Source organism: Zoogloea oleivorans, from assembly GCF_008107625.1.
GTDB lineage: Bacteria > Pseudomonadota > Gammaproteobacteria > Burkholderiales > Rhodocyclaceae > Zoogloea > Zoogloea oleivorans.
Genome location: NZ_SDKK01000006.1, coordinates 99,120 through 121,965, shown reverse-complemented (window position 1 = coordinate 121,965; position 22,846 = coordinate 99,120). Strand labels below are relative to the sequence as shown.

Annotated in this window: 26 protein-coding genes; 10 read left to right on the top strand and 16 right to left on the bottom strand. The window is 64.4% G+C overall.

Annotated features, from left to right (window positions below):
* Nucleotides 1–401 precede the first annotated feature (401 nt).
* From ETQ85_RS07795 to pqqA, 8 genes are all read right to left on the bottom strand, one after another.
* Nucleotides 402–1,973, bottom strand: coding sequence for a peptide chain release factor 3 (locus tag ETQ85_RS07795; protein WP_148578477.1), 1,572 nt, complete (start codon nt 1,971–1,973; stop codon nt 402–404).
* A 75-nt stretch (nt 1,974–2,048) separates the two neighbouring features.
* Nucleotides 2,049–2,543: a GNAT family N-acetyltransferase gene (locus ETQ85_RS07790; RefSeq protein ID WP_187394629.1), complete on the bottom strand. Its 495-nt coding sequence runs from the start codon at nt 2,541–2,543 to the stop codon at nt 2,049–2,051.
* Nucleotides 2,544–2,602: 59 nt separating this feature from the next.
* A complete protein-coding gene (locus tag ETQ85_RS26160) occupies nt 2,603–3,091 on the bottom strand; it encodes a hypothetical protein (RefSeq protein ID WP_187394628.1) in 489 nt (162 codons plus the stop codon).
* A gap of 56 nt (nt 3,092–3,147) precedes the next feature.
* Nucleotides 3,148–4,290: a pyrroloquinoline quinone biosynthesis protein PqqE gene (gene pqqE / locus ETQ85_RS07785; RefSeq protein ID WP_148578475.1), complete on the bottom strand. Its 1,143-nt coding sequence runs from the start codon at nt 4,288–4,290 to the stop codon at nt 3,148–3,150.
* A 1-nt stretch (nt 4,291) separates the two neighbouring features.
* Nucleotides 4,292–4,567 (bottom strand): pyrroloquinoline quinone biosynthesis peptide chaperone PqqD, encoded by a 276-nt coding sequence (gene pqqD, locus ETQ85_RS07780; protein ID WP_148578474.1) that lies wholly within the window; start codon nt 4,565–4,567, stop codon nt 4,292–4,294.
* Between the two features lie 55 nt (nt 4,568–4,622).
* Nucleotides 4,623–5,342 (bottom strand): pyrroloquinoline-quinone synthase PqqC, encoded by a 720-nt coding sequence (gene pqqC / locus ETQ85_RS07775; RefSeq protein WP_148578473.1) that lies wholly within the window; start codon nt 5,340–5,342, stop codon nt 4,623–4,625.
* Entirely contained in the window at nt 5,339–6,256 is a 918-nt protein-coding gene (pqqB, locus tag ETQ85_RS07770; RefSeq protein ID WP_148578472.1) for a pyrroloquinoline quinone biosynthesis protein PqqB, read from the bottom strand. The genes pqqC and pqqB overlap by 4 nt, the downstream gene beginning before the upstream one ends.
* Nucleotides 6,257–6,336: 80 nt before the next feature.
* Nucleotides 6,337–6,411 carry a pyrroloquinoline quinone precursor peptide PqqA gene (gene pqqA / locus ETQ85_RS27435; protein ID WP_139379539.1) on the bottom strand — a complete coding sequence of 25 codons (75 nt, stop codon included), beginning with the start codon at nt 6,409–6,411 and terminating at the stop codon, nt 6,337–6,339.
* 137 nt (nt 6,412–6,548) lie between these two features.
* Here pqqA and ETQ85_RS07760 point away from each other — a divergent pair, with 137 nt between their 5' ends.
* From ETQ85_RS07760 to ETQ85_RS07740, 5 genes are all read left to right on the top strand, one after another.
* Nucleotides 6,549–7,463 (top strand): alpha/beta fold hydrolase, encoded by a 915-nt coding sequence (locus ETQ85_RS07760; protein WP_148578471.1) that lies wholly within the window; start codon nt 6,549–6,551, stop codon nt 7,461–7,463.
* 7 nt (nt 7,464–7,470) lie between these two features.
* The gene (locus tag ETQ85_RS07755; protein ID WP_148578470.1) at nt 7,471–8,817 is read left to right on the top strand and encodes a fused MFS/spermidine synthase; all 1,347 of its coding nucleotides are present in this window, start codon (nt 7,471–7,473) and stop codon (nt 8,815–8,817) included.
* Between the two features lie 139 nt (nt 8,818–8,956).
* Nucleotides 8,957–9,346, top strand: coding sequence for a c-type cytochrome (locus ETQ85_RS07750; protein WP_148578469.1), 390 nt, complete (start codon nt 8,957–8,959; stop codon nt 9,344–9,346).
* Nucleotides 9,347–9,530: 184 nt separating this feature from the next.
* Nucleotides 9,531–10,337, top strand: coding sequence for a peptidoglycan DD-metalloendopeptidase family protein (locus ETQ85_RS07745; protein ID WP_222862101.1), 807 nt, complete (start codon nt 9,531–9,533; stop codon nt 10,335–10,337).
* Between the two features lie 116 nt (nt 10,338–10,453).
* Complete coding sequence (locus tag ETQ85_RS07740) at nt 10,454–10,867, top strand: hypothetical protein (RefSeq protein WP_187394626.1); 414 nt, start codon at nt 10,454–10,456, stop codon at nt 10,865–10,867.
* Between the two features lie 10 nt (nt 10,868–10,877).
* Here the strand turns inward: ETQ85_RS07740 and ETQ85_RS07735 are convergent, their stop codons facing one another.
* Genes ETQ85_RS07735 through ETQ85_RS07705 form a run of 7 tightly spaced genes read right to left on the bottom strand, consistent with a single transcriptional unit; the run spans nt 10,878 to nt 15,555 of the window.
* On the bottom strand, nt 10,878–11,378 hold the full coding sequence (locus ETQ85_RS07735; protein ID WP_148578466.1) for a nitrous oxide reductase accessory protein NosL: 501 nt from the start codon (nt 11,376–11,378) through the stop codon (nt 10,878–10,880).
* Nucleotides 11,375–11,755 carry a toxin-antitoxin system TumE family protein gene (locus tag ETQ85_RS07730; protein ID WP_148578465.1) on the bottom strand — a complete coding sequence of 127 codons (381 nt, stop codon included), beginning with the start codon at nt 11,753–11,755 and terminating at the stop codon, nt 11,375–11,377. The genes ETQ85_RS07735 and ETQ85_RS07730 overlap by 4 nt, the downstream gene beginning before the upstream one ends.
* Entirely contained in the window at nt 11,752–12,024 is a 273-nt protein-coding gene (locus ETQ85_RS07725) for a hypothetical protein (protein WP_148578464.1), read from the bottom strand. Before ETQ85_RS07725 ends, ETQ85_RS07730 begins: the two co-directional genes overlap by 4 nt.
* A gap of 2 nt (nt 12,025–12,026) precedes the next feature.
* The gene (locus ETQ85_RS07720; protein WP_148578463.1) at nt 12,027–12,551 is read right to left on the bottom strand and encodes a nitrous oxide reductase accessory protein NosL; all 525 of its coding nucleotides are present in this window, start codon (nt 12,549–12,551) and stop codon (nt 12,027–12,029) included.
* Nucleotides 12,548–13,363, bottom strand: a complete 816-nt coding sequence (locus tag ETQ85_RS07715) for an ABC transporter permease (protein WP_148578600.1) — start codon at nt 13,361–13,363, stop codon at nt 12,548–12,550. Before ETQ85_RS07715 ends, ETQ85_RS07720 begins: the two co-directional genes overlap by 4 nt.
* A gap of 13 nt (nt 13,364–13,376) precedes the next feature.
* The gene (locus ETQ85_RS07710) at nt 13,377–14,288 is read right to left on the bottom strand and encodes an ABC transporter ATP-binding protein (RefSeq protein WP_246128680.1); all 912 of its coding nucleotides are present in this window, start codon (nt 14,286–14,288) and stop codon (nt 13,377–13,379) included.
* On the bottom strand, nt 14,269–15,555 hold the full coding sequence (locus ETQ85_RS07705) for a nitrous oxide reductase family maturation protein NosD (RefSeq protein WP_148578462.1): 1,287 nt from the start codon (nt 15,553–15,555) through the stop codon (nt 14,269–14,271). Before ETQ85_RS07705 ends, ETQ85_RS07710 begins: the two co-directional genes overlap by 20 nt.
* Before the next feature lie 168 nt (nt 15,556–15,723).
* Here ETQ85_RS07705 and ETQ85_RS07700 point away from each other — a divergent pair, with 168 nt between their 5' ends.
* From ETQ85_RS07700 to ETQ85_RS07680, 5 genes are all read left to right on the top strand, one after another.
* The gene (locus tag ETQ85_RS07700; RefSeq protein ID WP_187394625.1) at nt 15,724–16,737 is read left to right on the top strand and encodes an acyltransferase family protein; all 1,014 of its coding nucleotides are present in this window, start codon (nt 15,724–15,726) and stop codon (nt 16,735–16,737) included.
* Between the two features lie 239 nt (nt 16,738–16,976).
* Entirely contained in the window at nt 16,977–17,237 is a 261-nt protein-coding gene (locus tag ETQ85_RS07695) for a hypothetical protein (RefSeq protein WP_148578460.1), read from the top strand.
* A gap of 83 nt (nt 17,238–17,320) precedes the next feature.
* A complete protein-coding gene (locus ETQ85_RS07690) occupies nt 17,321–17,749 on the top strand; it encodes a phasin family protein (protein ID WP_148578459.1) in 429 nt (142 codons plus the stop codon).
* Nucleotides 17,750–17,789: 40 nt separating this feature from the next.
* A complete protein-coding gene (locus ETQ85_RS07685; protein ID WP_148578458.1) occupies nt 17,790–20,516 on the top strand; it encodes a PAS domain-containing protein in 2,727 nt (908 codons plus the stop codon).
* A complete protein-coding gene (locus ETQ85_RS07680) occupies nt 20,491–21,120 on the top strand; it encodes a response regulator (protein WP_148578457.1) in 630 nt (209 codons plus the stop codon). Before ETQ85_RS07685 ends, ETQ85_RS07680 begins: the two co-directional genes overlap by 26 nt.
* On the opposite strand, the gene ETQ85_RS07675 is transcribed toward ETQ85_RS07680, so the two are convergent.
* Nucleotides 21,121–22,773 (bottom strand): ABC-F family ATP-binding cassette domain-containing protein, encoded by a 1,653-nt coding sequence (locus ETQ85_RS07675; RefSeq protein WP_148578456.1) that lies wholly within the window; start codon nt 22,771–22,773, stop codon nt 21,121–21,123. It lies immediately after the preceding gene.
* Nucleotides 22,774–22,846: the final 73 nt, after the last annotated feature.

Genomic DNA, 22,846 nt, shown 5'->3' with positions numbered 1-22,846 from the left:
GCGGGGAGTGCGGCATGAAGCGGCACCCGGAATTGGGCGAAAGCCCATTCCCCGGCCCATTCGATGGGCATCAAAACGGGATTGGGAAGCCAATTCCGGGAATGAAGTCATGAGAAATCAAATAGCGAAGGGACCGGCCTGCGCGGTTTCTCGGCGTTTTGCATCGACCTGTTAGTGTCGCGACGCAGACACAGGCCTGGTCGGCCTTGCTGTTCTTTTACCGGGAGGTATTGGGTATCCAGTTGCCCTGTCTGGATGAAGGGAGGGTGCTGCGGGCTGTGAAGAAGGTCGCGGAGGCGGCCAGCATCGTCAAGATGGGGTGCCTCACACGTTTTGCGATTCGCTTGCCACGTAGGGTCGAGGGGTTTTGAGCCCCTCGACACCGTGTTGAATGGCTTGCGTCAGTAGATCTCGCGCGTTTCCAGGAACTTGATGTCCGGGAAGCGCTCCTGCGCCATTTGCAGGTTGACCCGGTTGGGGGCCAGGTAGACGTAGTCGCCGTTGCCGTCGAAGGCCATATTGGCGGGGGACTTGTCGGCGAGGGCGCGCAGGTCGGCTTCGGAGCCACGCAGCCAGCGGGCGGTGACGTAGCTGCAGGATTCGAACATCACATCGACGCCGTATTCGAACTCAAGCCGGTGGGCCACCACGTCGAACTGCAGGGTGCCGACGGCGCCGAGGATGAGTTCGTTGGTGGTGGTCGGGCGGAAGAGCTGGGTGGCGCCTTCCTGGGCGAGCTGTTCGAGGCCCTTTTGCAGCTGCTTCATCTTCAGCGGGTTCTTGATTTGCGCGCGGCGGAAGTATTCCGGGGCGAAGCTCGGGATGCCGGTGAATTGCAGGTCTTCGCCTTCGGTGAAGGTGTCGCCGAGGTGGATGGTGCCGTGGTTGGGGATGCCGATGATGTCGCCGGCCCAGGCTTCGTCGGTGGTGTTGCGGTCTTGCGCCATGAAGGTGATGGCGTTGTTGATGGCCAGGCTCTTGCCGGTGGATACCTGCTTGAGCTTGCCACCGCGCTCGAAGCGGCCGGCGCAGACGCGGATGAAGGCGATGCGGTCGCGGTGCTTCGGGTCCATGTTGGCCTGGATCTTGAAGACGAAACCGGAGAACTTGTCTTCGTCGGGCTGCACCTGGCGGGTCTTGGACGGGCGGGCCAGCGGCGCGGGGGAGAGGTCCACCACGGCGTCGAGCAGGCTCTGCACGCCGAAGTTGTTCACCGCCGAGCCGAAGAACACCGGGCACTGCTTGCCGGCCAGATAGGCTTCGCGGTCGAAGGTGTGGGAGGCGCCGCGCACCAGTTCGATGTCCATGCGCAGCTCGTCGGCCTGGTCGCCGATCACTTCGTCGAGGCGCGGGTTGTCGAGGCCCTTGATGATCTCGGAGGTGCCCTTTTCGGCCTGCGGGTCGAAGAACTGGATGCTGTCGTTGTAGAGGTGATAGACGCCGCGGAAGCGTTTGCCCATGCCGATCGGCCAGGTCATCGGGGCACACTGGATGCCCAGCACCGATTCGATTTCATCGAGCAGCTCGATGGGTTCGCGGCCTTCGCGGTCGAGCTTGTTGATGAAGGTGACGATGGGCGTGTCGCGCAGGCGGCACACGGCGAGCAGTTTGATGGTCTGGGCTTCGACGCCGTTCACCGAGTCGATCACCATGACCGCCGAGTCGACGGCGGTGAGGGTGCGGTAGGTGTCTTCGGAGAAGTCTTCGTGGCCCGGGGTGTCGAGCAGGTTGATGACGCAGTCGCGGTAGGGGAACTGCATCACCGAGGAGGTGACCGAGATGCCGCGCTGCTTTTCCAGTTCCATCCAGTCGGAGGTGGCGTGGCGGGCGGCCTTGCGGGCGCGGATTTCACCGGCCACCTGGATGGCGCCGCCGAACCACAGGAGCTTTTCGGTCAGCGTGGTTTTGCCCGCGTCGGGGTGGGAGATGATCGCAAAGGTGCGACGGCGGGCGATTTCTTGTACGGCGGACATGGTGTGGGGGCGGAAAAGCAGAGAAGCCCGCGATTATACAAGGCCTTGGCGCAGCACCGGAATTGGCTGTGCGGGCTAGAACTCCAGCAGCATCAGGCGGCGTCCGCCGGCTTCCCGTTTGCCCATCAGCCGGAAGCCGAGCCGGGAGAAGCGTCGCGGCCGCGCGGTGGACACCAGCAGGCGGCCGTGGGGGAAGTTCTCCATGGCCCAGGCGATGCGTGCGGCGATCAGGGCGCGGGCGATGCCCTGGCCGCGGGCGTGTTCGGTGACCGCCGAGAGATACAGGATGTGGGTGTCGCTGGCCCAGTCGGCAGCCTTGATGCCGCCGATGCCGACGACCTCGTCACCGTGGCGGGCGATGAGGAAGTGGCGGTAGAAGGGCTGCGCGGCAGGCGTCAGTTGCTCGGTGATGCGCGCCCGGCTGTAGCGTTCCGGGTTGGCGAAGGCGAGGAACAGGATGTTGGTGGCCGCATCCCGGCTGGTGTCGTCGTCGGCTTCCAGCGCGGTGATGGTTAATTCGTGCGTGATGGCATCTCCCTTTCGGCGCAGGTGGCCGAGTGTCGGTGCCATTGAATCTCCGCTTTGTTGCAGGCATGTTGCCAGGCGCAAATGCGGCTGCCCGGCGCGTGTCAGGGAACGACGAAGAAACGGTATTTGTAGGGGAGGTTGCTGCGCAGCTCGATGGTGCCGGTTGCGGTGCGGATGGCGGCTGCCGGATCGCGGGTGAAAACCTTGACCTGGGGCGACGGTTGGGTGAGGAGATCGTTCGCGTCGCAGCGAATCAGGCCGCCTTCGATCTGCCGGCTGATGCACAGGGACAGCCATGCCGGCCCGCGAAACGGGGGCTCGGGGGCGTCTTCCTCGCTGACGACATCGGGGCGGCTGCCCGGTTTGTCCGTTCGTGGGGGCTTGTCCTTGTCGCTGCGCGCAGGTTTGGCCTTGGAAGGGACGCTCGGGGGCGGACGGCTGGAGGGCGCGCCAGCGCTTGCCGGTTCTTCAGGGGGCCGCTGCGCGGGCACGCTGTGCGGTGCGGTGGACACCGGGGTGGTGGTGCATGCGCCAGCGGCACAGGTTGCCGCGAAGGCAATCAGGGTGGGGCGGAGTCTGGAAAGAGGCATGGAAGTGGAACCGAACTTCCGGCGATCTTAACATGCGCCTCAGGGGCGGCTGCTCCCTAGAAGGCTCGTCCCAGTTTCACGGAGTTCTTCGGGTCACGGAAAACCAGCGGCTTCACAAGGGTGGGCCGCTCGGCTTCGGCCAGTGCCTTTTCGATCAGGGCGTGATCCGGCGACTTGGGGCACACCGGGTCGGTGGCGCCCGCATCGCCGGTGAGCATGAAGGCCTGACAGCGGCAGCCGCCGTGGTCCTTCTCCTTGTCCTCGCAGCTCTGGCAGGTTTCCGGCAGCCAGGCGGTGCCGCGGAAGCGGTTGAAGAGCGGGGATTCATGCCAGATCCAGTCGATGTCGTGCTCGCGCACGTCGGGGAATTCCAGCCCCGGCAGCATGCGGGCGGTGTGGCAGGGCAAGGCCAGGCCGTCGGGGGTGATGGACAGGAAGACTTCACCCCAGCCGTTCATGCACTTCTTGGGTTTCTTTGTCTGGTAGTCGGGGGTGACGAAGAGGATGCGCATCTTCTTGCCCAGTTTGGCCTTCCAGCGTTCGGTGACGGCTTCGGCTTCGGCCAGCTGGGCTTCGGTGGGCATCAGGGACTGGCGGTTGAGGAAGGCCCAGCCGTGGTACTGGGTGTTGGCCAGTTCGAGGTATTCGGCGCCGATCTCCACCGCCATCTCGATGATGCGGTCGAGGTGGTCGATGTTGGTCCGGTGCAGCACGCAGTTGATCACCGTGGGGTAGCCGGCGGCCTTGGTCATGGCGGCCACTTTGCGTTTCAGCTCGAAGGTGCGGGTGTTGGTGATGAGGTCGTTGGCTTCTTTTGTGGCGTCCTGGAAGGACAGCTGGATGTGGTCGAGCCCGGCTTCCTTCAGGGCCGCGAGGCGGGCTTCGGTGAGGCCGACGCCGGAGGTGATGAGGTTGGTGTAGAAGCCGAGCTGGCGGGCTTCGGCGACGAGGATCTCGATGTCGTCCCGCACCAGCGGTTCGCCGCCGGAGATACCGAACTGGGCGGCGCCGAGTGCGCGGGCCTGGCGGATCACCTTGAGCCAGTCTTCGGTGCTCAGTTCCGGCCCGGCCTGGGCGAAGTCCACCGGGTTGTAGCAGAAGGCGCAGTGCAGCGGGCAGCGGTAGGTGACTTCGGCCAGCAGCCACAGGGGGCCGGCGCGCTTCAGGGCTTGGGGCGGGACGAGCAGAGGGGCGTTCATGTCAGCTTGGGTTCCAGTCGATCCAGTTCTGGGCTTCGGCCATGAGCAGGAAGGCATCCACCTCGGCGGCCAGGCCGCTGGCGTTGAAGGCGGCTTCCAGGTCGGCGACGATTTCGGTGACGCTGCGAATGCCGTCGCAGCGCTTGAGGATTTCGCCGGCGCTCTGGTTGAGCTTGACCATGCCTTCCGGGTAGAGCAGCACGTGGGCCTGCTGGGCCGGCTCCCACTGGAAGCGGAACAGGCGGTTGATGCGCGGGCGGGCGAGGGTCGGGATCATTCAAGACTCCGGAGTGGTGTGTGTGGGTCGGACTGAAGTCCGACCCACAGAGGGCTTATTTGACGCCGCCTTCGAGGCCGTAGCGCAGCATCATGGCGTCGTTCATCGACCACAGGATGTCGAGCTTGAACTTGAGAATGTCGAGGGCCTTGAGCTGCAGCGGGCGGGTGTCGAAGTAGCCCAGCGTGACGGCCAGCCCTTGTTCCACGTCGCGCCGGGCTTGCGTGACGCGGTTGCGAAAGTATTGCAGGCCGTCGGACTCGATCCACGGATAGTGCTCGGGCCAGTTGGCGAGGCGCTGCTTGTGGATGGTGGGGGCGAAGAGTTCGGTGAGGCTGGAGCACACCGATTCCTGCCAGGGGCGTTGGCGGCAGAAGTTGAGGTAGGCGTCACAGGCAAAGCGCACGGCGGGAATCACGTGGCGCTGGTCGACGATTTCCTCGCGGGTCAGGCCGACGGCCTGGCCGAGCTGCAGCCAGGCTTCGATGCCGCCGGCGTCGTCGCCATGGCCGTCATGATCGAGGATGCGCTGGATCCATTCGCGGCGCACTTCCCGGTCGGGGCAGTTGGAGAGCACCGCGCCGTCCTTCTGGGGAATGATGATCTGGTAGTAATAGCGGTTCGCCACCCAGCCCTGGATCTGTTCCCGCGTTGCCTTGCCGGTGTTGAGCATGACGTTGAAGGGGTGGTGGATGTGGTAGGCGGCGCCCTTGTCGCGCAGCTGGGCTTCGAACTCTTCGGGCGTCCACGGACGCAGGGTGCTGGCGTTGCTCACAGATCGATCTCCATGCCGTCGAAGGCGACTTCGATCCCGGCGGCGTTGAGCATGGCCCGTTCGGGCGAGCTTTCGTCGAGGATCGGGTTGGTGTTGTTGATGTGGATGAGGATGCGGCGCACGTGCTTCGGCAGGCGGTTGAGCTGCTCGATCATGCCGCCGGGGCCGCTCTGGGCGAGATGGCCGATATCGCGGGCGCGCTTTTTCGACAAGCCGAGGGTGATCATCTCGTCGTCGGTCCAGAAGGTGCCGTCCACCATCACGCAGTCGGCGCCGGCCATGGCATCGAAGACGGCGTCGTCGACTTCGGCAAGGCCGGGGGAGTAGAAGACGCGCTTGCCGGTGGCCGGGTCGCGGATGGTGAGGCCGATGTTGTCGCCGGGCACCGGATTGCCCCGGTGGGGCGAGTAGGGTGGGGCGGCGGACAGCAAGGGCATGGCGTGCCAGTCGAGCAGGGCGGAGCCTTCCGGGTGGAATCTGTGGCCATCGAGGGGCAGGGCGCGACGGGCTACGCCGCAGTAGTGTTCGAGCAGGTGCAGGATCGGGTTGCCGCGGGTCAGGTCTTCAAAGACCGGATCGGTGGTCCAGATGGGCCACGGGCTGCCTTTTTCGCGCAGCATGTAGAGGCCGGTGGTGTGGTCGATCTGGGCGTCTACGAGCACCACGGATTCGATGCCGCAGCCGCGCAGGCCGCCCGTGGGCCAGGTGCCGGGGAAGGACTGGAACTGCTGGAGGATGTCGGGCGAGGCGTTGACCAGGGTCCAGCGGGCGCCGTCGGCGCTCACGGCAATCGACGATTGGGTACGGCGACGGTAGTTGGCGCTGCCTTCGCGCACCCCCTGACAGTTGCGGCAGTTGCAGTTCCACTGGGGGAAACCACCGCCGGCGGCGGAACCGAGAACGCGGATTTTCATGGGGCGGGGCAGGCAGGCTGAAGGGGAGCAGGGGCGGCCGTTCAGGGGGTCTGAAGCCGGCCGCCGTCGCGGCGCAGAAATTACTTGGCGGCGATGTACATGGTGATTTCGAAGCCGAAACGCAGATCGCAAGCTTGCGGGGTGGTCCAGGTCATGGTTGATCTCCAGATTATTGGTTGGTGATTTCCGGTCTGCCGGTTGGCAGTACCGTGGCGCACAGTGTGGCAAAGGGCGGCATACTCCCGCCTCACGAAAATCATGATTCGGGATACCTGTCGTCCTGCTGCGTGCCATGCCTAGCCTGTCCTCCTTCCTGCTGCCTGTTGGCGATGGTCATCAGTTGTACGTCGAAATCTGGGGTAAGCCGGCAGGTGAGCCGGTGCTGGTGCTGCATGGCGGGCCGGGGAGTGGCTGTAGTCCGCGCTTCAGGGAGCTGTACGACCCGATGCGGCATTACGTGGTCTTCTTCGACCAGCGCGGCGCCGGGCGTTCATTGCCGGCGGGCGAGATCCGCGCCAATACGACGGCCGACCTGATCGCTGACATCGAGCGCCTGCGCCGCCATCTGGGCATTGCCCGCTGGCGGGTGACGGGCGGGTCGTGGGGGGCGACGCTGGCGCTGGCGTATGCGGCGGCCTACCGGGAGGCGACGTCCGGCGTGGTGGTGCGCAGCGTGTTCATGCCGGGGGCGGGGAATCTGGCGTGGTTCTTTCAGGGGCTGGCGGCGGTGCGTCCGGATGGGTGGCGTGTGTTTTCGGCCGCGTTGCCCGAGGCCGGAGGTGGCGACCTGCTCGCGGCCTTGCAGGCCCGGCTGAATGGCGCGGACGTGGAGGCTGCCCGTGCCGCCGCCCTGGCCTGGTGCCGCTATGAACGGGCGATCGCAGAGCCATCGGCGCCGGACGCTCTGCTGACCGCCGCCGAGCTTGACCGTCTGGTCCTCAAGTACCGCTTGCAGGCTCACTACCTCGTTGCTGGCTGCTTTGTCGACGAAGCCGCTTTTCTCGACGCCTGCGCTTCCCTCTCAAACCTGCCGGTGACGCTGATCCACGGTCGCCTCGACCAGGTTTGTCCGCCCGCCAACGCCGAGCGCATCCATGCCCGCATCAAAGGCAGCCGTCTGGTCTGGATAGACGGCTGCGGCCACGAAGCCTTCCATCCGGCCATGGTTGCGGCCTGGCAGGATGCCCTGAATACCGCACCGACCTGAGCCGCCCATGCCCCGACACCTGCTCTATCTGATCGTCTTCATCGAAGGTTTTTGCTCCCTCGGCGCCGAGGTTATCGCCCTGCGCCGGCTGGTGCCCCACGTAGGCAGTGCCATCGTGGTGACGGCGCCGACCATCGGCTTCTTTTTGTTGGCGCTGGCCCTTGGCTACGCCTCGGGGGCCAGGGTGGCCGAACGCTTCACGGCGGTGGTGGCGCGCAACTTTTTGATTTCGGCTTTGCTCGCCGGCTTCGGGCTGGCGCGGGTGACGGTGGATGGCTTGTTTGCCCATGTGCAGCCGGTGGGGCTGGCCTATCTGTTCTTCATTGGCGGCGTGCTGTGCCCGCTGGCCTGGTTGCTCGGGCAGACAGTGCCGGTGCTCACCAACCTGATGAAGCACGCCCGGGCCGGCGAGGCCAGCGGTTATGCGCTGTACTGGTCCACGCTGGGCTCATTCCTCGGTTCCCTGAGTTTGTCGCTGGGGGTGATGCAGTGGCTTGGTGTGTCGGCGGCGGTGCTGATCTGCGCGATCCTGCTGGTGCTGGGCAGCCTGCGCCTGGCCGAGCGGAACTGGCGTGCCTGGGGGGCGGCGGCGCTGGCCGGGCTGGCTGGCGCGGCCATCAACCTGCTGCCGGCCTCGGACGTGCTCGATACGGCCTACGCCGATTACGCCGTGACGCCGGTCAGTTTGCCGGGGCATGTCAGCCCGCGTGCCTTCTTCGTGAACAACTCGCTGGCCTCGTTGATGGACGACAGCGAGCCGACCCACTATGCCCGCTACGTGCAGCACCTGCGCCACATTCTGCTGGAGGAACTGGCCTTCACGGACAAGGATGTCCTGGTGCTCGGTGCCGGTGGTTTTACCCTGTCGCACCGGGAGCCGGTCAACCGCTACACCTTCGTCGATATCGACCCGAAGATCCGCGACATCGCCGAGCAACGCTTCCTGAAGGCGCCGATCCGCGGCGAGTTCATCGTGGACGACGCCCGCCGCTACGTGAAGAGCACCGACAAGCGTTACGCCGCGGTGGTGGTGGATGTGTTCAGCAGCCACACCTCGATCCCCGGCCATCTGGTGACGCGAGAGTTTTGGCAGGATGCGCGCCGGGCGCTGGCGTCCGATGGGGTGCTGCTGGCCAACCTGATTCTCGACGGCAAGCTTGAAACACCCTACGCCCGCAACCTGCTGGCGACCATCGAGGGTGTCTTCGGGCGCTGTGCGGTGGAGGTGCTGCACAAGACCAAACCAATCAGCAACGTGATCGTCAGCTGCTATGCCAGCAGCCAGGCGGGGCGTCTGACGCCGTACTCCGACGAGAAGAACGGGGCGGATGTGGATCTGGCCCGTTCGCGTTGACGGTGCCGACAGCGTGTTTTCAGGGCTCTGTTTTCTCAATTGATTCGGGTCAATGAGGGGAGGCAGGGGGAAGGAATAGCATCGTCTCCATAAACCGACCTGCGGGTCCCGGCCCCAATAACAGACCACAGAGAGCCCCATGCGTACTACAACACTCCTTCCCCTCGTCCTGGTTGCCCTGCTTGCCGCCTGTGGCAAGTCCGAGGCGCCGAAGACCGAAGCTCCCGCACCGGCACCTGTCGCTGCCGCACCGGCCCCCGTTGCTGCAGCCGATGGCGGCAAGGGCGCCGATGTTTTCAAGAAGACCTGCGCCATGTGCCACCAGACTGGCGTGGCCGGCGCCCCCAAGCTGGGCGACAAGGCCGACTGGGGCCCGCGCATCGCCCAGGGCAAGGACACCCTCTACAAGCACGCCATCGAAGGCTTCAATGGCAACAAGGGCGCCATGCCGGCCAAGGGCGGCAGCCCGTCCCTCAGCGATGACGACGTGAAGGTTGCGGTCGACTTCATCGTCAGCAAGGCCGAATAAGCACGCCAGCGGATCATTTCTCCTCCGCGCGCACCCCCGCGCGCCAAGGCCCGGCCACAATTTTCGGCCGGGCTTTTTTTCGTCTGGCGCCCGGGATGACAGGTCCCTGCGATGAACTATGCTGGAACACAGGGGGCGGTGTCGCGACACCCGCGAAGCATCGGCGCTTCCGAAGGAGACGATGATGGAAATCGGTGCATCGGTAGGCGCGTGGGAGAAGGGCGCCAGGAACCTGAAGGACGATGTTGTGACCGTCCAGCAACTGCTGACCCGGGCGGCAGGGCAACTGGGGCGGCCCGAGCTTGATCCCCGCGGCATTGATGGCGGCATCGCCAAGCCGCCCACCAAATCGGATACGGTCAAGGCGATCAAGGCTTTCCAGAGCCTGGTCGGGATCGGGCCGGACGGGGTCATTGATCCGGGCGGGCGAACCTGGCAAAAGCTCGCTGGTGCAGAGAATGGTGTCGTCGAACCACCGTCGGCCGGGGAGGCCTGCTTTCCGTTTGCGAAGGCGGCTGTTGCCGACTGGATCCATGCGCCGCGCGCCTTTGGTTCCAACCGCAGCGGCGGCCAGCGGGCCCATGCCGGTTGCGATCTGTATGCTCCGGTCGGGCGCACGATCTACGCGGTGCGCGATGGCGTGGTGATGCGCGACCCCTACCTGTTCTACGCGGAAACCGACGCCCTGGAGGTCGACCACGGCGATTTCGTGATTCGCTACGGGGAGATCAAGCGGGGTTGCGCCCTGCGCAAGGGCGACAAGGTAAGGCTGGGGCAGCCCATCGCCCAGGTCGGGCTGCTGGTCGGCATCAAGGTGCCAAGCGCCATGCTCCACTTCGAGATGTACAAGGGCAGCGGCAGTGGGCCGCTGTCTGTCGCCAGGGAGATTTCCGCCCGGCGGGCCGACGGCGTGGCCTTCATGCGGCGCAGTGATCTGATCGATCCGACCCCTTTTCTGAACGACTGGAAGACCCGGCTGGCCATGCCATGAGGGTTTTCGTACGATTTCTGGCAGGCGTGCTGCTCACGGGGGGCGCTTTGTACATGGGCGCGGCAACGGCCGATTCGGCTCCTTGTACGCTCGGTCCGCCAGCGCAGGACACGCGGGTGTGGACTGGGGATTTCAATGGTGATGGAGTCATCGACCGGCTATGGACTCTTCCGCCAGCCGCTGCCCGGCCTGCGGCGGGGAGGGAATGGGCGCGCGATCCGTGGCGCGATCGCCAGCGGCCCTTCGATCGGGCTGCCATGGCGCTGGTGCTGGCCCTCGGCGGCGGGACACCGTCTGCCGCCTGCACCGTGATCCAGAACCGTCGCTTCTTTGCGACCCCGATCTGGGAAGAGGGTGACAAGCCCGTCCATATTCTGTCGCGCAACGACCCGGCGGCGCTGGCATGGCGGCAATTTGCGCGGCGCTGGCGGGGCGATGGCATCCTGCTCGGTACCGAGGCGGGCGTCGATGTGCTGCTGTACTGGGACGGGCGGCGCTACCGGATTGCCTACGCCAGCGAGGCACCGTGAGCGTTTGGGCTCAGTGCTGGTGCCCCCCGCTGTTAAGGCTCTTGATCACATCCCGCGTCACTTCACCAAAGGCCAGCACCTTGCCGCCCTGGGCCTTGGCGAAGGCCTCGGCGGTCGGCCGCGTGGCGAAGGCCGGCAGGTTCGGGTCGTTCATCGGGCCGAGGGCCTTGGAGCCGAGGACGAAGAAGGCCTTCTTTGCGTCGGTCCACGCCTTGGTGTTGTAGTCGGCCACGTAGATGGCGCCGATGTCGGCAACCTTGTGCTGCTTGTCAAAGAGCGCCATGTTGCCCATGAAACGGAACAGGTCGACCGGCGAGTCGAAGCTGCTGGCGCTCTGGTCGTTGAAGACGATCTGCGCCGTCCATTGGGGTGTGCGGGAGGGGTACATGCCGCACACCGGGCAGCGGGTGGCGCGCTGCACTTGCTGGGGCGACAGATCGGCGGCGCTGGCGGCGACCGGCTGGCCGAGCATGAGTGCGGCCAGAAGAGCGGGTAGCAGGCGGCGGATCATGATCTGGCGCTCGCGGTGCTGACGCGGTCTTCAAGCAGCGGGTCATTGAGCACACAGTCGATGACGGCGCGCAGGTTGTCCCACGGAGCGGCGCCGCAGCGGGTTAGCGGATCGTGGTACAAGTTGCCGTCCGCGGCATGCAAGTGGTTCGGGAAGGTCGCCAGATCCTTGTGAACGGGCGCGGTGTCGATGCGCAGTTCGGCCTCGCCCCAGGCCCAGGCGATGGCGTAGGCATTGGGGGCGGCGATGCGCGCTTCGAGGGTTACGCCATTGTCCAGGCGCACGACGAGGGCATCGAGCTTGACCTCGGCAGGGCCTTCGAGGCGCTCGCCATAGGTTTCGTCGATGCGTGTTGCAAGATCGAAATGCAGGCTCATTTTCCCTGGACCTCCTGGGTGCGGGTGGCCAGCTCGGCCCGTACCTGGCCGTGCAGATCGGTGAGGATGCGTGCCGACAGGTAGTACTCGTAGTTGGGGTGTTCGGACAGCTCGCCGCTGACGATGCATTGAAGGGCTTGCGCTTCGTCGGCGGCACCGAGGCGGCACAGCACTTCGTCGCGCGCCGTGCGCACGTCGTACATCAGCCTGGCGATCCGTTCGATTTCTGCTGCATCTTCGACGGCAAGGTTCTTGTAGAAGGATTCCATGTTCACATCCTCTGGTCTTGGAGGGCGCCACCGTCGAGGCGGGCCATGTCGGGGGTGATCTCGGCGAAGGGGTAAACCTTGCCGCCTTCGCTGTCGGCAAACTTCTGGGCGCCTTCGCGGGTGCCGAAGGACGGGATCGTCGGGCCCATGGCGCCGCGCTTCTTGGAGCCGACCACGTAGAAGGCGGTTTTCGCGTCGGTCCAGGCGCCCTTGGGGGTATCCCAGCTGGTCTTGTCCAGATCCTGCACATAGGCCGCGGTCACCTTGCGGGCCTGTTCGGGCTTGAGGAGCAGGGAGAACATTTCCGTGGTGTCGCAGAAGAGTTCGGGTTCGGGCTGGCCGGCGTAATGGATCTGGGCCTTGGGGCCGGGATAGTCGCCGAGGAGCATGCCGTCGAGCGAGCAGTAGCTGTCCTTGGTGATTTCAACGGGCGTCACGGTGTTGTCGGCGGTCTTGCCGCAGGCGGCCATCAGGCTGGCGACGAGCAGGAGGACGACGGTGTGGGTAACGAGGGGCGCAACTTTCATCGTTCGAATCTCCAGATGGCCACCGCGAGGGGGCCGACAATCCAGGCGAGCATCACGCCGCCGAGGGTGGCAGGGTTGCTCAGGGCTTCGGGGAAGACGGTGGCAAGGCCATACAGGGTGCGTACTTCGTCGAGGCTGAACACGTTGAGGACGCGGAACACGTCGGCCGGATTGAGCAGCAGCAGGTAGGGGAAGATGTCGCCGCCGTAGTCGCCGGCGGTGACCACCAGCGCGCCGAGCAGCAGCAGGTCGAAGACCAGCACGAAGAAGAACCACATGCCGATGGCGAGGCCCGAGGCGCGGGTACGGTCGGCGGCAAACACCGACAGCATCACCGCCAGGCTCAGGAAGGCGAAGCCGAGCAGGATGGCCGAACCCATGAAGCCGGCGTAGTGGAAGAGGGCGTTGAGGTTGAGCTGCGGTGACAGGATCACCCCCACCGCACCGAAACCGGCAATGGTCGAGAAGGCCAGCGCGCCGGCGAGGCCCGCGTACTTGCCGAGGATGAGTTCCTTGCGGGTGATCGGCAACGTGAGCAGCAGATCCAGCGAGCCCCGTTCGCGCTCGCCGACGATGGCGTCGAAGCCGAGAATCAGGGCGATCAGCGGGATCAGGTAGATCACCAGGCTGACCAGTGAGGCGATGGTCACGTCGATGGAGCGGAAACCCACCGCGCCCTGCTGGGCCGCGCCGAAGTAGGCGATGACCAGTGCAAACACGGTGAACACGATGCCGACCGCCAGCACCCAGCGGTTGCGGATGCGGTCCCAGAATTCCTTGCCGGCAATGATGCCGATCTGTCTGAAGTCGATGGAAAACATGGGCTCAGTTCCGGTAGCCGAAGAACACGTCTTCGAGGGACGGCTCGCGCACGTGCAGGTCGCGCATGGTGTCGCCGAGGGTGGCGAGGCGGGTCAGGGCGGGCATCTTGGCGTCGCGGGGCAGGCGGATGTGCAGGGTGTTGCCGGTTTCTTCGATGCTTTCGATGGCCAGCCCTTCGAGCACACGGCCGACTTGTTCGCGCAGGCCGGCGCCGCCGGCAATCTCGAGTGTCAGCGGCAGGTTCATGCCTTCGCGCAGTTCCTGCACGGTGCCGGTGGCGCGGATGCGGCCGTCTTCCATGATGGCGAGGCGATCGACCCGCTCCTGGATCTCGGCCAGGATGTGGGAGGTCAGGACCATCGTCACGCCTTCGCCTTTCAGTTCGCGCAGGATGCGGTAGAAGTCGCGGATGGCGCCGGGGTCGAGGCCGGTGGTCGGTTCGTCGAGAAAAAGCAGGCGCGGCGTGCCGAGCAGGGCCTGGGCGAAGCCGAGGCGCTGGCGCATGCCCTTGGAGTATTCCCGCACGCGCCGGCCGGCGGCATTCGAGAGGCCGACCTTTTCCAGCAGCGCAGGGCATTCCTTGCGTGCCACGGCCTTCAGGTCGGCGAAGAAGTGCAGGGTCTCGAGGCCGGTGAGGTTGTCGTAGAGCACCACGTTTTCGGGCAGGTAGCCGATCTTGCGACGGGTCTCGCGGAAGCGCGGGCCGTTCACCAGATCGCCGTCGAGGCGGATTTCGCCTGCGGTGATGGGGATCAGGCCGAGCATCATCTTGAACAGGGTGCTCTTGCCGGCGCCGTTATGGCCGATCAGGCCGAAAAGTTCGCCGGGGGCGATGGACAGGTCGACACCTTTTACTGCCTGTACGGTGCCGAAATCCTTGGTCACCCCGCGGGCTTCAACGATATTGCTTGCCAAGCCAGTTTCTCCAATCGGAATGTTCGGGGCGCATGCGCGGGTTCTTGTCCACGATGCTGGGGGCGCGCATCAGCGGAAACTGCTGGGCGATGAGGCGCAGGGTCTGGATGGCCGGGCTGGCCAGCAGCAGCTTGACCATCGGGTGCCGCCACGACAGGCGGTCGACCATGTCGTTGGCCTCGTAGGGCACGTCACCGTGGCCGTCGCCGTTGCGATCCCAGCCCACGTAGTTGCTCCAGTGGTTGCCTTCCTTGACGCCCCAGGGCTCGTCCCGGGCGGCGACATATTTCACCTGCTCCCGGTTGGAGATGAAGTCGTTCTTCTCGACCGCGTTGCGCACCGAGCCGGCCCACACGTGCATGCCGACCTGGTTGTCCACCACCAGGTTGCCGCGCAAGGTGTTGTACTCGGCGTCGTAGATGAAGAAGCCACGGGTGTTGCCGGCCACCACGTTGTTCTCGACCAGCGAGTCCTGGATGGTGCGCAGCATGATGCCGTGATCGGTGTTGCCCCATGCCCGGTTGTTGCGCACCACCTGGTTGCGCACTTCCATCAGCGCCAGGCCGCCGCGGTTGAAATAGCTGTCGTTGCCCTCCCACAGGTTGTAGTGGGAGTTCATGTAGTGGGTGCCGTAGCGGCTGTGGTGCATCCGGTTGCCGCGGAACACCGCGTGGTGGGACACATCCACGTAGATCGCATCGCGCACGAAGCTGATGTTGTTGCCGATGATCTGCGCGCCGGTGGTGTTGTAGATCTGGATGCCGTTGCCGCGCTGGGACGAGTCGAGGTCGCGCTTGCCGGTGATGAGGTTGTGCTCGATGCGCACATCGTCCACCTTTTCGATCCACAGGCCGAACAGGGTATAGCTGAAATCACAGTGCGCCACCCTGGCCCGGTGGGCGCCGGGCTGGATGTAGATGCCCGCGTTCTGCCCGCCGAGGCTGGCCCCCGAGTCGCTGATGATGAAGCCTTCGATGCTCACGTCCGGCGCCACCACGCGGATCGTGTCGCCCTTCAAGCCGCCCGAAACAGTTGGCCGGTCCATGCCAATGAGCTTGAGGGGTTTCTCGATGCGCAGGTTTTCCGTATAACGGGCCCGGGCTACGCGAACCGTGTCGCCGGCGGCAGCCTTGACGATGGCCGCCTGGATCGACTCTCCCGGCTGCACCAGCCATTCGGCGCCGCAGGCCGGCCAGGCCAGCCCTGCCAGCAGCAGGGCTGCGATGCAGGAACGGACGAGACAAAAGGGTTTGAGGGCTGGTCGCATGAGCGCAAAGGTATCCTGAACGGCTGCCAGTGTGCGACGCAATGCCGCACTCAGCCTTGATTTGTGTGAATTTGACAAGCTTCCCGCCGTACCCCGAACCCGGGCATGGCGCTGGCAGCTATGCTCCGGCTGCAACCAATGAGCCTGTCTTATCGGGTGGAGTGGCAAGTGAGAGACGAGAAAGTTGATCTGCTGAGATTCGTGGGCCTGGCCATGGTTGTCATGGCCCATGTGGGCGCGCCGACGCTGTTGTTTCAGTTCAGGAATTTCGATGTGCCGTTGATGGTCCTGCTGTCGGGGATTTCCTTTGGGCTGGCGTGGCGCGATGAGCCTTACATGGCCTATGTCTGGAAGCGCATCAAGCGACTGGTGTTTCCGGTGTGGATCTTTCTGAGTGCCTATTTTGCCTTTGTCGGCGTGACCGGCCTGCTGATTCATGTGCCGGACACCGACGTTCTTGTGTCGAGCTATCTGCTGCGCTCGGGTATCGGTTACGTGTGGATCATCCGCATCTTTTTGCTGGTGGCCCTGGTGTCGCCGCTGATTCTGCACTTCCATCGCCGGACGCCGGGGCAGGGACGCTATTTCGCGACGCTGGGCCTCGTGTACGCGGCCTACGAAGCGCTGGTTTTCGTGCTCAAGCCGCCCTTGCAGGGCCTTGCCGGAGCGCTGTTCGAGGAAATGTTCCTGTATCTGGTGCCTTTCGCCATCCTGTTTGCCATCGGCCTGCGCTTCAACACGTTGCGCCGTAGCCAGATTGCCCTGCTGGCCGGGGGCGGGTTGCTGATCTGTGCGGCCTTTGGCGTCGGCTTGTACCTTGTCGAAGGGCGCTTCGTGCCGACCCAGGCGTTCAAATACCCGCCCTTGCTTTACTACCTTTCCTACGCGCTGGGCGTGTCGTCACTGCTCTGGCTGCTGTCCGGGCGCCTGCTGGCCTTGGTACAGGTCTCGCCCTTTTACGTGGCGGTGCGCTTCATGGCGCAGAACAGCATCTGGGCCTACCTGTGGCACATCCCGCTGGTCGAAGCCGTCCGCGTCGATTTTTACCTGAAGTACCCGCTGGTGTTCGTCCTGGCCGGCGTCCTGACCTATCTGCAGGTCACCTTTTTGCAGCGGCTCATCCTGCCGCAGATCCCCAGTCCGGCCATGAGAAAAAACCTCAACCTGGTGCTGACAGGCTAGTTTTGCCTGTGCCCCGGAGAAGGGGCGAGCATGTCGGAAATGTCCTACAGGGAGGTTGTCAAATTCCGTCACGGATTTGGCCGGGTGCCGACAGACGGCCAGGGGAATCAATGTGATCATTAACTCCGTCGATAGATCACGACTTTCCCTACAGGGCTTCACAGAAAGTCCGCCGGGATCAACTTGTTTATTTCGGGCGTGATTCACGTCCGGAAATGTAATGAGTGGAGGAGACAGCTTTGCATACAACACTCAGCCAGGTCGTCAGGATGTCGAAAGGGGAAATGCATGCATTTCACGACGCCAATCAATGTCCTGACGACGACAGGCTTCATCGTTATTACTTCCTGTTGCGGCAAAAACACAGAAAGTCGGGGCGTAAAACCCCCGTGCTGAATACCTTGTGTGCGTTCGGTCCTTACCGCAGTCCGTATGCGGCAAGTTTCATCCAGATCAGCGCCCGTGCGCTGGGCTTGCTGGAGCCGGATGGCGTTGCTTGAAAACATGCCTCACAGGCCGCACACCACCGTTCCGGTGGGTGCGCTGTGGTGAATTTCAATTTTTACTTGAGAGAACTTCCTACATGAATTCGATTACCCATCTGCAAAAAATTGCCGAAGCGGCGTCCGCCAACGGGGACGCTTTCAAGTCCATTTACGATGTCACCCTCAAGGCCAGCGAGCAACTCTTTACGCTGAACAACGACTTTTTCCGTTCGCTTCTCGAAGGCAGCACGACCGCCAAGACCTCCCTGGAGCCTCACGAACTGTTCAATGCGTACGCCAAGCAGCTGGAGCGTGTCAGCGAGTATTTCCGCGAAGCCAGCGACATCGGCAGCCAGACCCAGGTCGAAGTCTTCAAGGTCGGTACGCAGAGTGCCGAGGAAGTGACGCGGGTCTTTTTCGCCCAGCTGGAGGCCTTGTTCAAGTCGTTTCCTGCGGATCAGGCCCACTTTTCGGATGCGTTGAAGTCGGTGGTGAATAGCGTCACTACGACCAGGAAGGCCGCGTAGTAAAGTTTTCGCCTGGGGTATGTCCGGGTAACGCGCCGTAATGCACGAGACGCTTGAATTGCAGGGCTGGCTGGTGAAAATCGCCGCGACGGTGCCGGGCGTGATCTGCTCGTTCAGGTTGCGCCCGGACGGTTCCGTCTGCATGCCTTATGCCAGTGCCGCGCTCGACAAGCTCTACGGACTGCGTCCGGAAGACGTGCGCGAGAACGCGGCTTCGCTGCTGTCGCGGGTGCACTCCGGGGACCTCGGCTACGTCAACGAAACCATTGCCGCCTCGGCCAGAACCATGACGGCCTGGCGGGCCGAGTTCCGCGTGAACCATCCGCGCAAGGGCGAGCTGTGGGTTGAAGGTCATTCGATGCCGCAGCGCGAACAGGATGGCAGCATCCTGTGGCACGGCTTCATCATGGAGATCACCGAGAGAAAGCGCATGGAGGCAGCGCTGCGTGACAGCGAGCGGCTTCATCGCGCCATCGGTGAGTCAATCAGATACGGTGTCTGGGTGTCGGCCCCGGACGGCCGCAACCTGTACACCAGCGATTCCTTTCTCAAGCTGGTCGGGCTGACCCAGGAGAAATGCGCCGATTTCGGCTGGTTCTCCGTGCTCCATCCCGACGATGCCGAGCGCTCCCTCGGTGCCTGGCTGGCGTGCATTGAAAGTGGCGCGGTGTGGGATGTCGAGCATCGCGTCCGTGGCGTCGATGGGGGCTGGCACGACGTGCTGACGCGCGGGGTGGCGGTACGCAACGAGCGCGGCGAGATCACCCACTGGACAGGCATCAACCTCGACATCAGTCGCCTGAAGAAGGTCGAGCAGTCGTTGCGCACCAGCGAGGCGGATCTTCAGCGTGCCCAGGCTGTTGCCCGGACCGGCAGTTGGCGGCTGGATGTACAGCGCAACGAACTGCACTGGTCGGATGAAAACCACCGCATCTTCGGCGTACCGAAGGGGGGCGTGCTGACCTACCAGACTTTCCTGGACACCATTCATCCCGAGGACAGGGCTTTCGTGGATGAATCCTGGCGCGCCGCCCTGCGTGGCGAGCCCTACTGTATCGAGCACCGCATCGTGGTGGGCAGCGAGATCCGCTGGGTGAGGGAGCGGGTCGAGCTCGAGTTCGATTCGCAGGGCAAACTGCTCGCCGGTCTGGGCTGCACCCAGGACATTACCGAACTCAAACAGTCCGATGTGGCCCGCGCGGCCAGCGAGTCACGCTTCCGGCTGGCCATGGAAGCCGTTTCCGGCATGGTCTACGACTGGGATCGGGATGCCGATTCGGCCTATTGTTCCGTTGGTCTCAGCCGTGTTTTCGGAATCCGCGATGTGGAGTCGCAGGTCAGCAGAAGCTGGTGGCGGGCCCGGGTCAATCCGGACGATCTGCGCCTGATCCGTGCCGAGGTCGTGCGCTGCATGCGGGCACGTCGCGACCGGATTCACGTGGAATACCGCATGCGCCACGCCGACGGCCGGTGGATGTATCTCTCCGACAGCGCCCGTCTTGTCCGTGATGCCAGCGGGCGGGTGTTGCGCGTGGTCGGCAGCCTCACCGATATCAGCGCCCGCAAGGATGCGGAGGCGGCGCTGCTGCGCCTGAACGACACCCTCGAAGAAAAAGTGGCCGCCCGCACCTTCGAGGCCGAGACACGCAGCCGCGCCTTGCTGGAGTCCGAACGCCTCACGCGGGCCACCATCGATGCCCTCAATTCATCGCTGTGCGTCCTCGATGCCGACGGTTTCATCATCGCGGTGAACCGCGCCTGGCGCGACTTTGCGTCGGCCAACGATGGCGATCCGGAGAATATGAGCGAGGGCGCCAACTATCTGGTGATCTGCGATGCGGCGGCGCGGGCTGGCTGCGCCATTGCCACGCAGGTGGCAGAAGCCATTCGCCATGCCATCGCCGGGCGGCGCGAAGATTTTTCAATCGAATATGAATGCGACTCCCCGGACCAGCGCCGCTGGTTCATCCTGACCCTGAGCTGTTTTCAGGGCATCGGGCCGCTGCGCATGGTTGTTCTGCACAAGAACATCACCGAACGCAAGCTGGCGGTGGAGGCCGAGGCCGAGAGCGCCAGGCGTCTCAAGCGGCTGGCGGCCCACCTGGAAACCGTGCGCGAGGAACAGAACGCGACAATTGCCCGCGAAGTGCACGATGAACTCGGTGGCACGCTGACCATGCTCAAGCTCGGTCTGGCCACCACGGTCGACAGCCTGGCCCTCGATTCGCCGATGCAGGCCCGCTTCGATCAACTGCTGGGGCAGGTGGATGCCGCACTCAAGACCGTCAAGCGCATCTCTGCCGGTTTGCGCCCGGCCATGCTCGACACCCTCGGCCTGGTGGCGACGGTAAACTGGCACGCCGCCGGTTTTTCACGCATGACCGGTATTGCCACCAAGGTGCATATGCCCAAATACCTCAGTCTCTCGCCAGTGCGTGACACCGCGGTTTTTCGCATCGTGCAGGAGGCCCTGACCAACATCGCCCGCCACGCCAGTGCCACGCAGGTCAACATCACCATGCACAAGCACCTGGGCATGCTGACCGTCGAAGTCTGTGACAACGGCGTGGGCCTGAGCGAGAGTGACCGCCACAAGAGCGACTCCTTCGGCTTGATCGGCATGCACGAACGCGCCCAGTATCTGGGAGGGTGGCTGTCGATCGTCGGCACCCCGGGCGAGGGCACTTGCCTGAGCCTGCACCTGCCGCTCGAAGACTGGGTAAACAACATGGGAACGGATGATGGCGACAGTATTGATCGTCGATGACCACGCGGTAGTGCGCTGTGGCCTGCGCCAGTTTCTGGCCGATACCGAAGACCTTGCCATTACGGCCGAGGCCGCCAGCGGGCAGGAGGCGATTGCCCTGGTCCAGACTGGCGAGTGGAGTCTGGTGCTGCTGGATATTGCCCTGCCGGACCTGAGTGGCCTGGAGGTACTCAAGCAGATCAAGCGCCTGCGCCCGAATCTGCCGGTGCTGATCTTCAGCATGTTCTCGGAGGACGAGTTCGCCATGCCGTCCCTCGAGGCCGGCGCCTCCGGCTATCTCAACAAGGACAGCCCGCCCAACCAGATTCTCACCGCCATTCGCACGGCGGTGACCGGATCGCGCTATGTCAGTCCGACCCTGGCCGAGAAACTGCTGGCGGGCGTTGCGCCCACCGGCCGCAAGATGGCCCACGAAGCCCTGTCACGGCGTGAGGCCGAAGTGCTGCTGATGCTCAGCAAGGGCACTTCGCTGACGAAGATCGGTGAGATGCTCCAGGTGAGCGTGAAAACCGTGAGCACCTACCGGACGCGCATCGTGGAAAAGCTCGGCCTCCAGTCGAACGCCGAGCTGACCCGTTACGTCATCGAGCACCGCCTGGGCTGATCAGGCGGCCTCGCGGGAGCGCTTGGCTTCGGCCAGCAGGAAGCGCTGGTAGTCGTCCAGGTCGCCATCGAAGGGCTCGATGCCGCCGCGGGTGACCAGCCAGAACTCGTCGCACACGGCGCGCAGCAGGGCGCGGTCGTGGCTGACCAGCATCACGGTGCCTTCGAACTCGTTGAGGGCCACGCTGAGGGCTTCACGGGTGGCCAAGTCCAGGTGGTTGGTCGGCTCATCGAGCAGCAGCAGGTTGGGGCGCTGCCAGACGATCATGCACAGCACCAGCCGGGCCTTTTCGCCGCCGCTCATGGTGCCCACGGGCTGCTTGACCATCTCGCCACTGAAATTGAAGGTGCCCAGGAAACTGCGCAAGTCCTGCTCGCGGCCGGCTACGGCGCGGCCACCGGCAGCGATGGTGTCCTTGGCCAGACGGATCATGTGCTCCATCGGGTTGTCCAGCGGACGCAGCACGTCGAGTTCCTGCTGGGCAAAGTAGCCGATGTTGAGACCCTTGCCTTCGGTGATCTCGCCGGTGATCGGGGCCAGCGCGCGGGCCACCGTCTTCACCAGCGTCGATTTACCCTGGCCGTTGGCACCCAGGATGCCCAGACGCTGGCCGGCATGCACCGAGCGGTTGATGTTCTTGACGATGACGGTGGGCGGCGTGCCGGCGGGGGCGTCGTCGAGGGGCGGGTAGCCGAAGCTCACGTCCGTCATGGCCAGCATGGGGTTGGGCAGGTTGGCGGGCTCCTGGAATTCGAAGGTGAAGTCGGCGTCGGCGAGCACCGGGGCGATCTTCTCCATGCGTTCGAGCGCCTTGACCCGGCTCTGGGCCTGCTTGGCCTTGCTGGCCTTGGCCTTGAAGCGGTCGATGAACTTCTGCAGGTGGGCGATCTTGTCGGCCTGCTTCGAAACGGCAGCCTGCTGCAATTCGAGCTGCTCGGCGCGCATGTCCTCGAACTTGCTGTAGTTGCCGCCATAGCGCACCAGCTTGGCGTTGTCGATGTGCAGCGTGACAGTGGTGATGGCGTCGAGGAATTCCCGGTCGTGACTGATCACGATGAGGGTGCCGTTGTAGCGCTTGAGCCAGGCTTCCAGCCACACCAGGGCGTCGAGGTCCAAGTGGTTGGTCGGCTCGTCGAGGAGCAGCAGATCCGACGGGCACATCAGCGCGCGGGCCAGTTGCAGGCGCATGCGCCAGCCGCCCGAGAAGCTGTTCACCGGGTTGTTGAGTTCCGACACCTTGAAGCCGAGGCCGAGGATCAGGGCCTGGGCGCGGGCTTCGGCGTCGTGGGCGCCGGCGTCGTGCAGGTCCATGTAGGCATGGGCCATGCGCATGCCGTCGTCGGTGGCCTCGGAAGCGGTGACTTCGTTCTGGGCGGCGAGCAGCACGGTGTCGCCCTCGATCACGAAGGCGGTGGCGCTTTGCTCGGTCTCGGGCATGTCCTGGGCGACCTGGGCCATGCGCCACTGGGTCGGGATCGAGTAATCGCCGCCGTCTTCATGCAGCGTGCCGTTGAGCAGGCCGAACAGGGTGGACTTGCCGGCGCCGTTGCGGCCTACCAGGCCAACCTTTTCGCCGGGGTTGAGGGTGACGGACGTGCTGTCGAGCAGCACCTTGGCGCCGCGGCGCAAGGTGACGTTTTTGAGGGTGATCATGGGTGGGGAATGCACAGAGAAGTCGCGCATGATAGCGACCGCAGCAGGCCGGGCCTATGAATATTTGGGCTTT

Bases quoted from the DNA above. Each gene is read 5' to 3' on its own strand.
- ETQ85_RS07790 (WP_187394629.1), bottom strand. From the start codon at position 2,543: ATGGCACCGACACTCGGCCACCTGCGCCGAAAGGGAGATGCCATCACG.
- ETQ85_RS07745 (WP_222862101.1), top strand. From the start codon at position 9,531: ATGGAAATCGGTGCATCGGTAGGCGCGTGGGAGAAGGGCGCCAGGAAC.
- ETQ85_RS07690 (WP_148578459.1), top strand. From the start codon at position 17,321: ATGAATTCGATTACCCATCTGCAAAAAATTGCCGAAGCGGCGTCCGCC.
- pqqE (WP_148578475.1), bottom strand. From the start codon at position 4,290: ATGAACGCCCCTCTGCTCGTCCCGCCCCAAGCCCTGAAGCGCGCCGGC.
- pqqD (WP_148578474.1), bottom strand. From the start codon at position 4,567: ATGATCCCGACCCTCGCCCGCCCGCGCATCAACCGCCTGTTCCGCTTC.
- ETQ85_RS26160 (WP_187394628.1), bottom strand. From the start codon at position 3,091: ATGCCTCTTTCCAGACTCCGCCCCACCCTGATTGCCTTCGCGGCAACC.
- ETQ85_RS07685 (WP_148578458.1), top strand. From the start codon at position 17,790: ATGCACGAGACGCTTGAATTGCAGGGCTGGCTGGTGAAAATCGCCGCG.
- ETQ85_RS07720 (WP_148578463.1), bottom strand. From the start codon at position 12,551: ATGAAAGTTGCGCCCCTCGTTACCCACACCGTCGTCCTCCTGCTCGTC.
- pqqB (WP_148578472.1), bottom strand. From the start codon at position 6,256: ATGAAAATCCGCGTTCTCGGTTCCGCCGCCGGCGGTGGTTTCCCCCAG.
- ETQ85_RS07760 (WP_148578471.1), top strand. From the start codon at position 6,549: ATGCCTAGCCTGTCCTCCTTCCTGCTGCCTGTTGGCGATGGTCATCAG.
- ETQ85_RS07705 (WP_148578462.1), bottom strand. From the start codon at position 15,555: ATGCGACCAGCCCTCAAACCCTTTTGTCTCGTCCGTTCCTGCATCGCA.
- ETQ85_RS07725 (WP_148578464.1), bottom strand. From the start codon at position 12,024: ATGGAATCCTTCTACAAGAACCTTGCCGTCGAAGATGCAGCAGAAATC.
- ETQ85_RS07730 (WP_148578465.1), bottom strand. From the start codon at position 11,755: ATGAGCCTGCATTTCGATCTTGCAACACGCATCGACGAAACCTATGGC.
- ETQ85_RS07750 (WP_148578469.1), top strand. From the start codon at position 8,957: ATGCGTACTACAACACTCCTTCCCCTCGTCCTGGTTGCCCTGCTTGCC.
- ETQ85_RS07675 (WP_148578456.1), bottom strand. From the start codon at position 22,773: ATGATCACCCTCAAAAACGTCACCTTGCGCCGCGGCGCCAAGGTGCTG.
- ETQ85_RS07755 (WP_148578470.1), top strand. From the start codon at position 7,471: ATGCCCCGACACCTGCTCTATCTGATCGTCTTCATCGAAGGTTTTTGC.
- ETQ85_RS07795 (WP_148578477.1), bottom strand. From the start codon at position 1,973: ATGTCCGCCGTACAAGAAATCGCCCGCCGTCGCACCTTTGCGATCATC.
- ETQ85_RS07680 (WP_148578457.1), top strand. From the start codon at position 20,491: ATGGCGACAGTATTGATCGTCGATGACCACGCGGTAGTGCGCTGTGGC.
- ETQ85_RS07735 (WP_148578466.1), bottom strand. From the start codon at position 11,378: ATGATCCGCCGCCTGCTACCCGCTCTTCTGGCCGCACTCATGCTCGGC.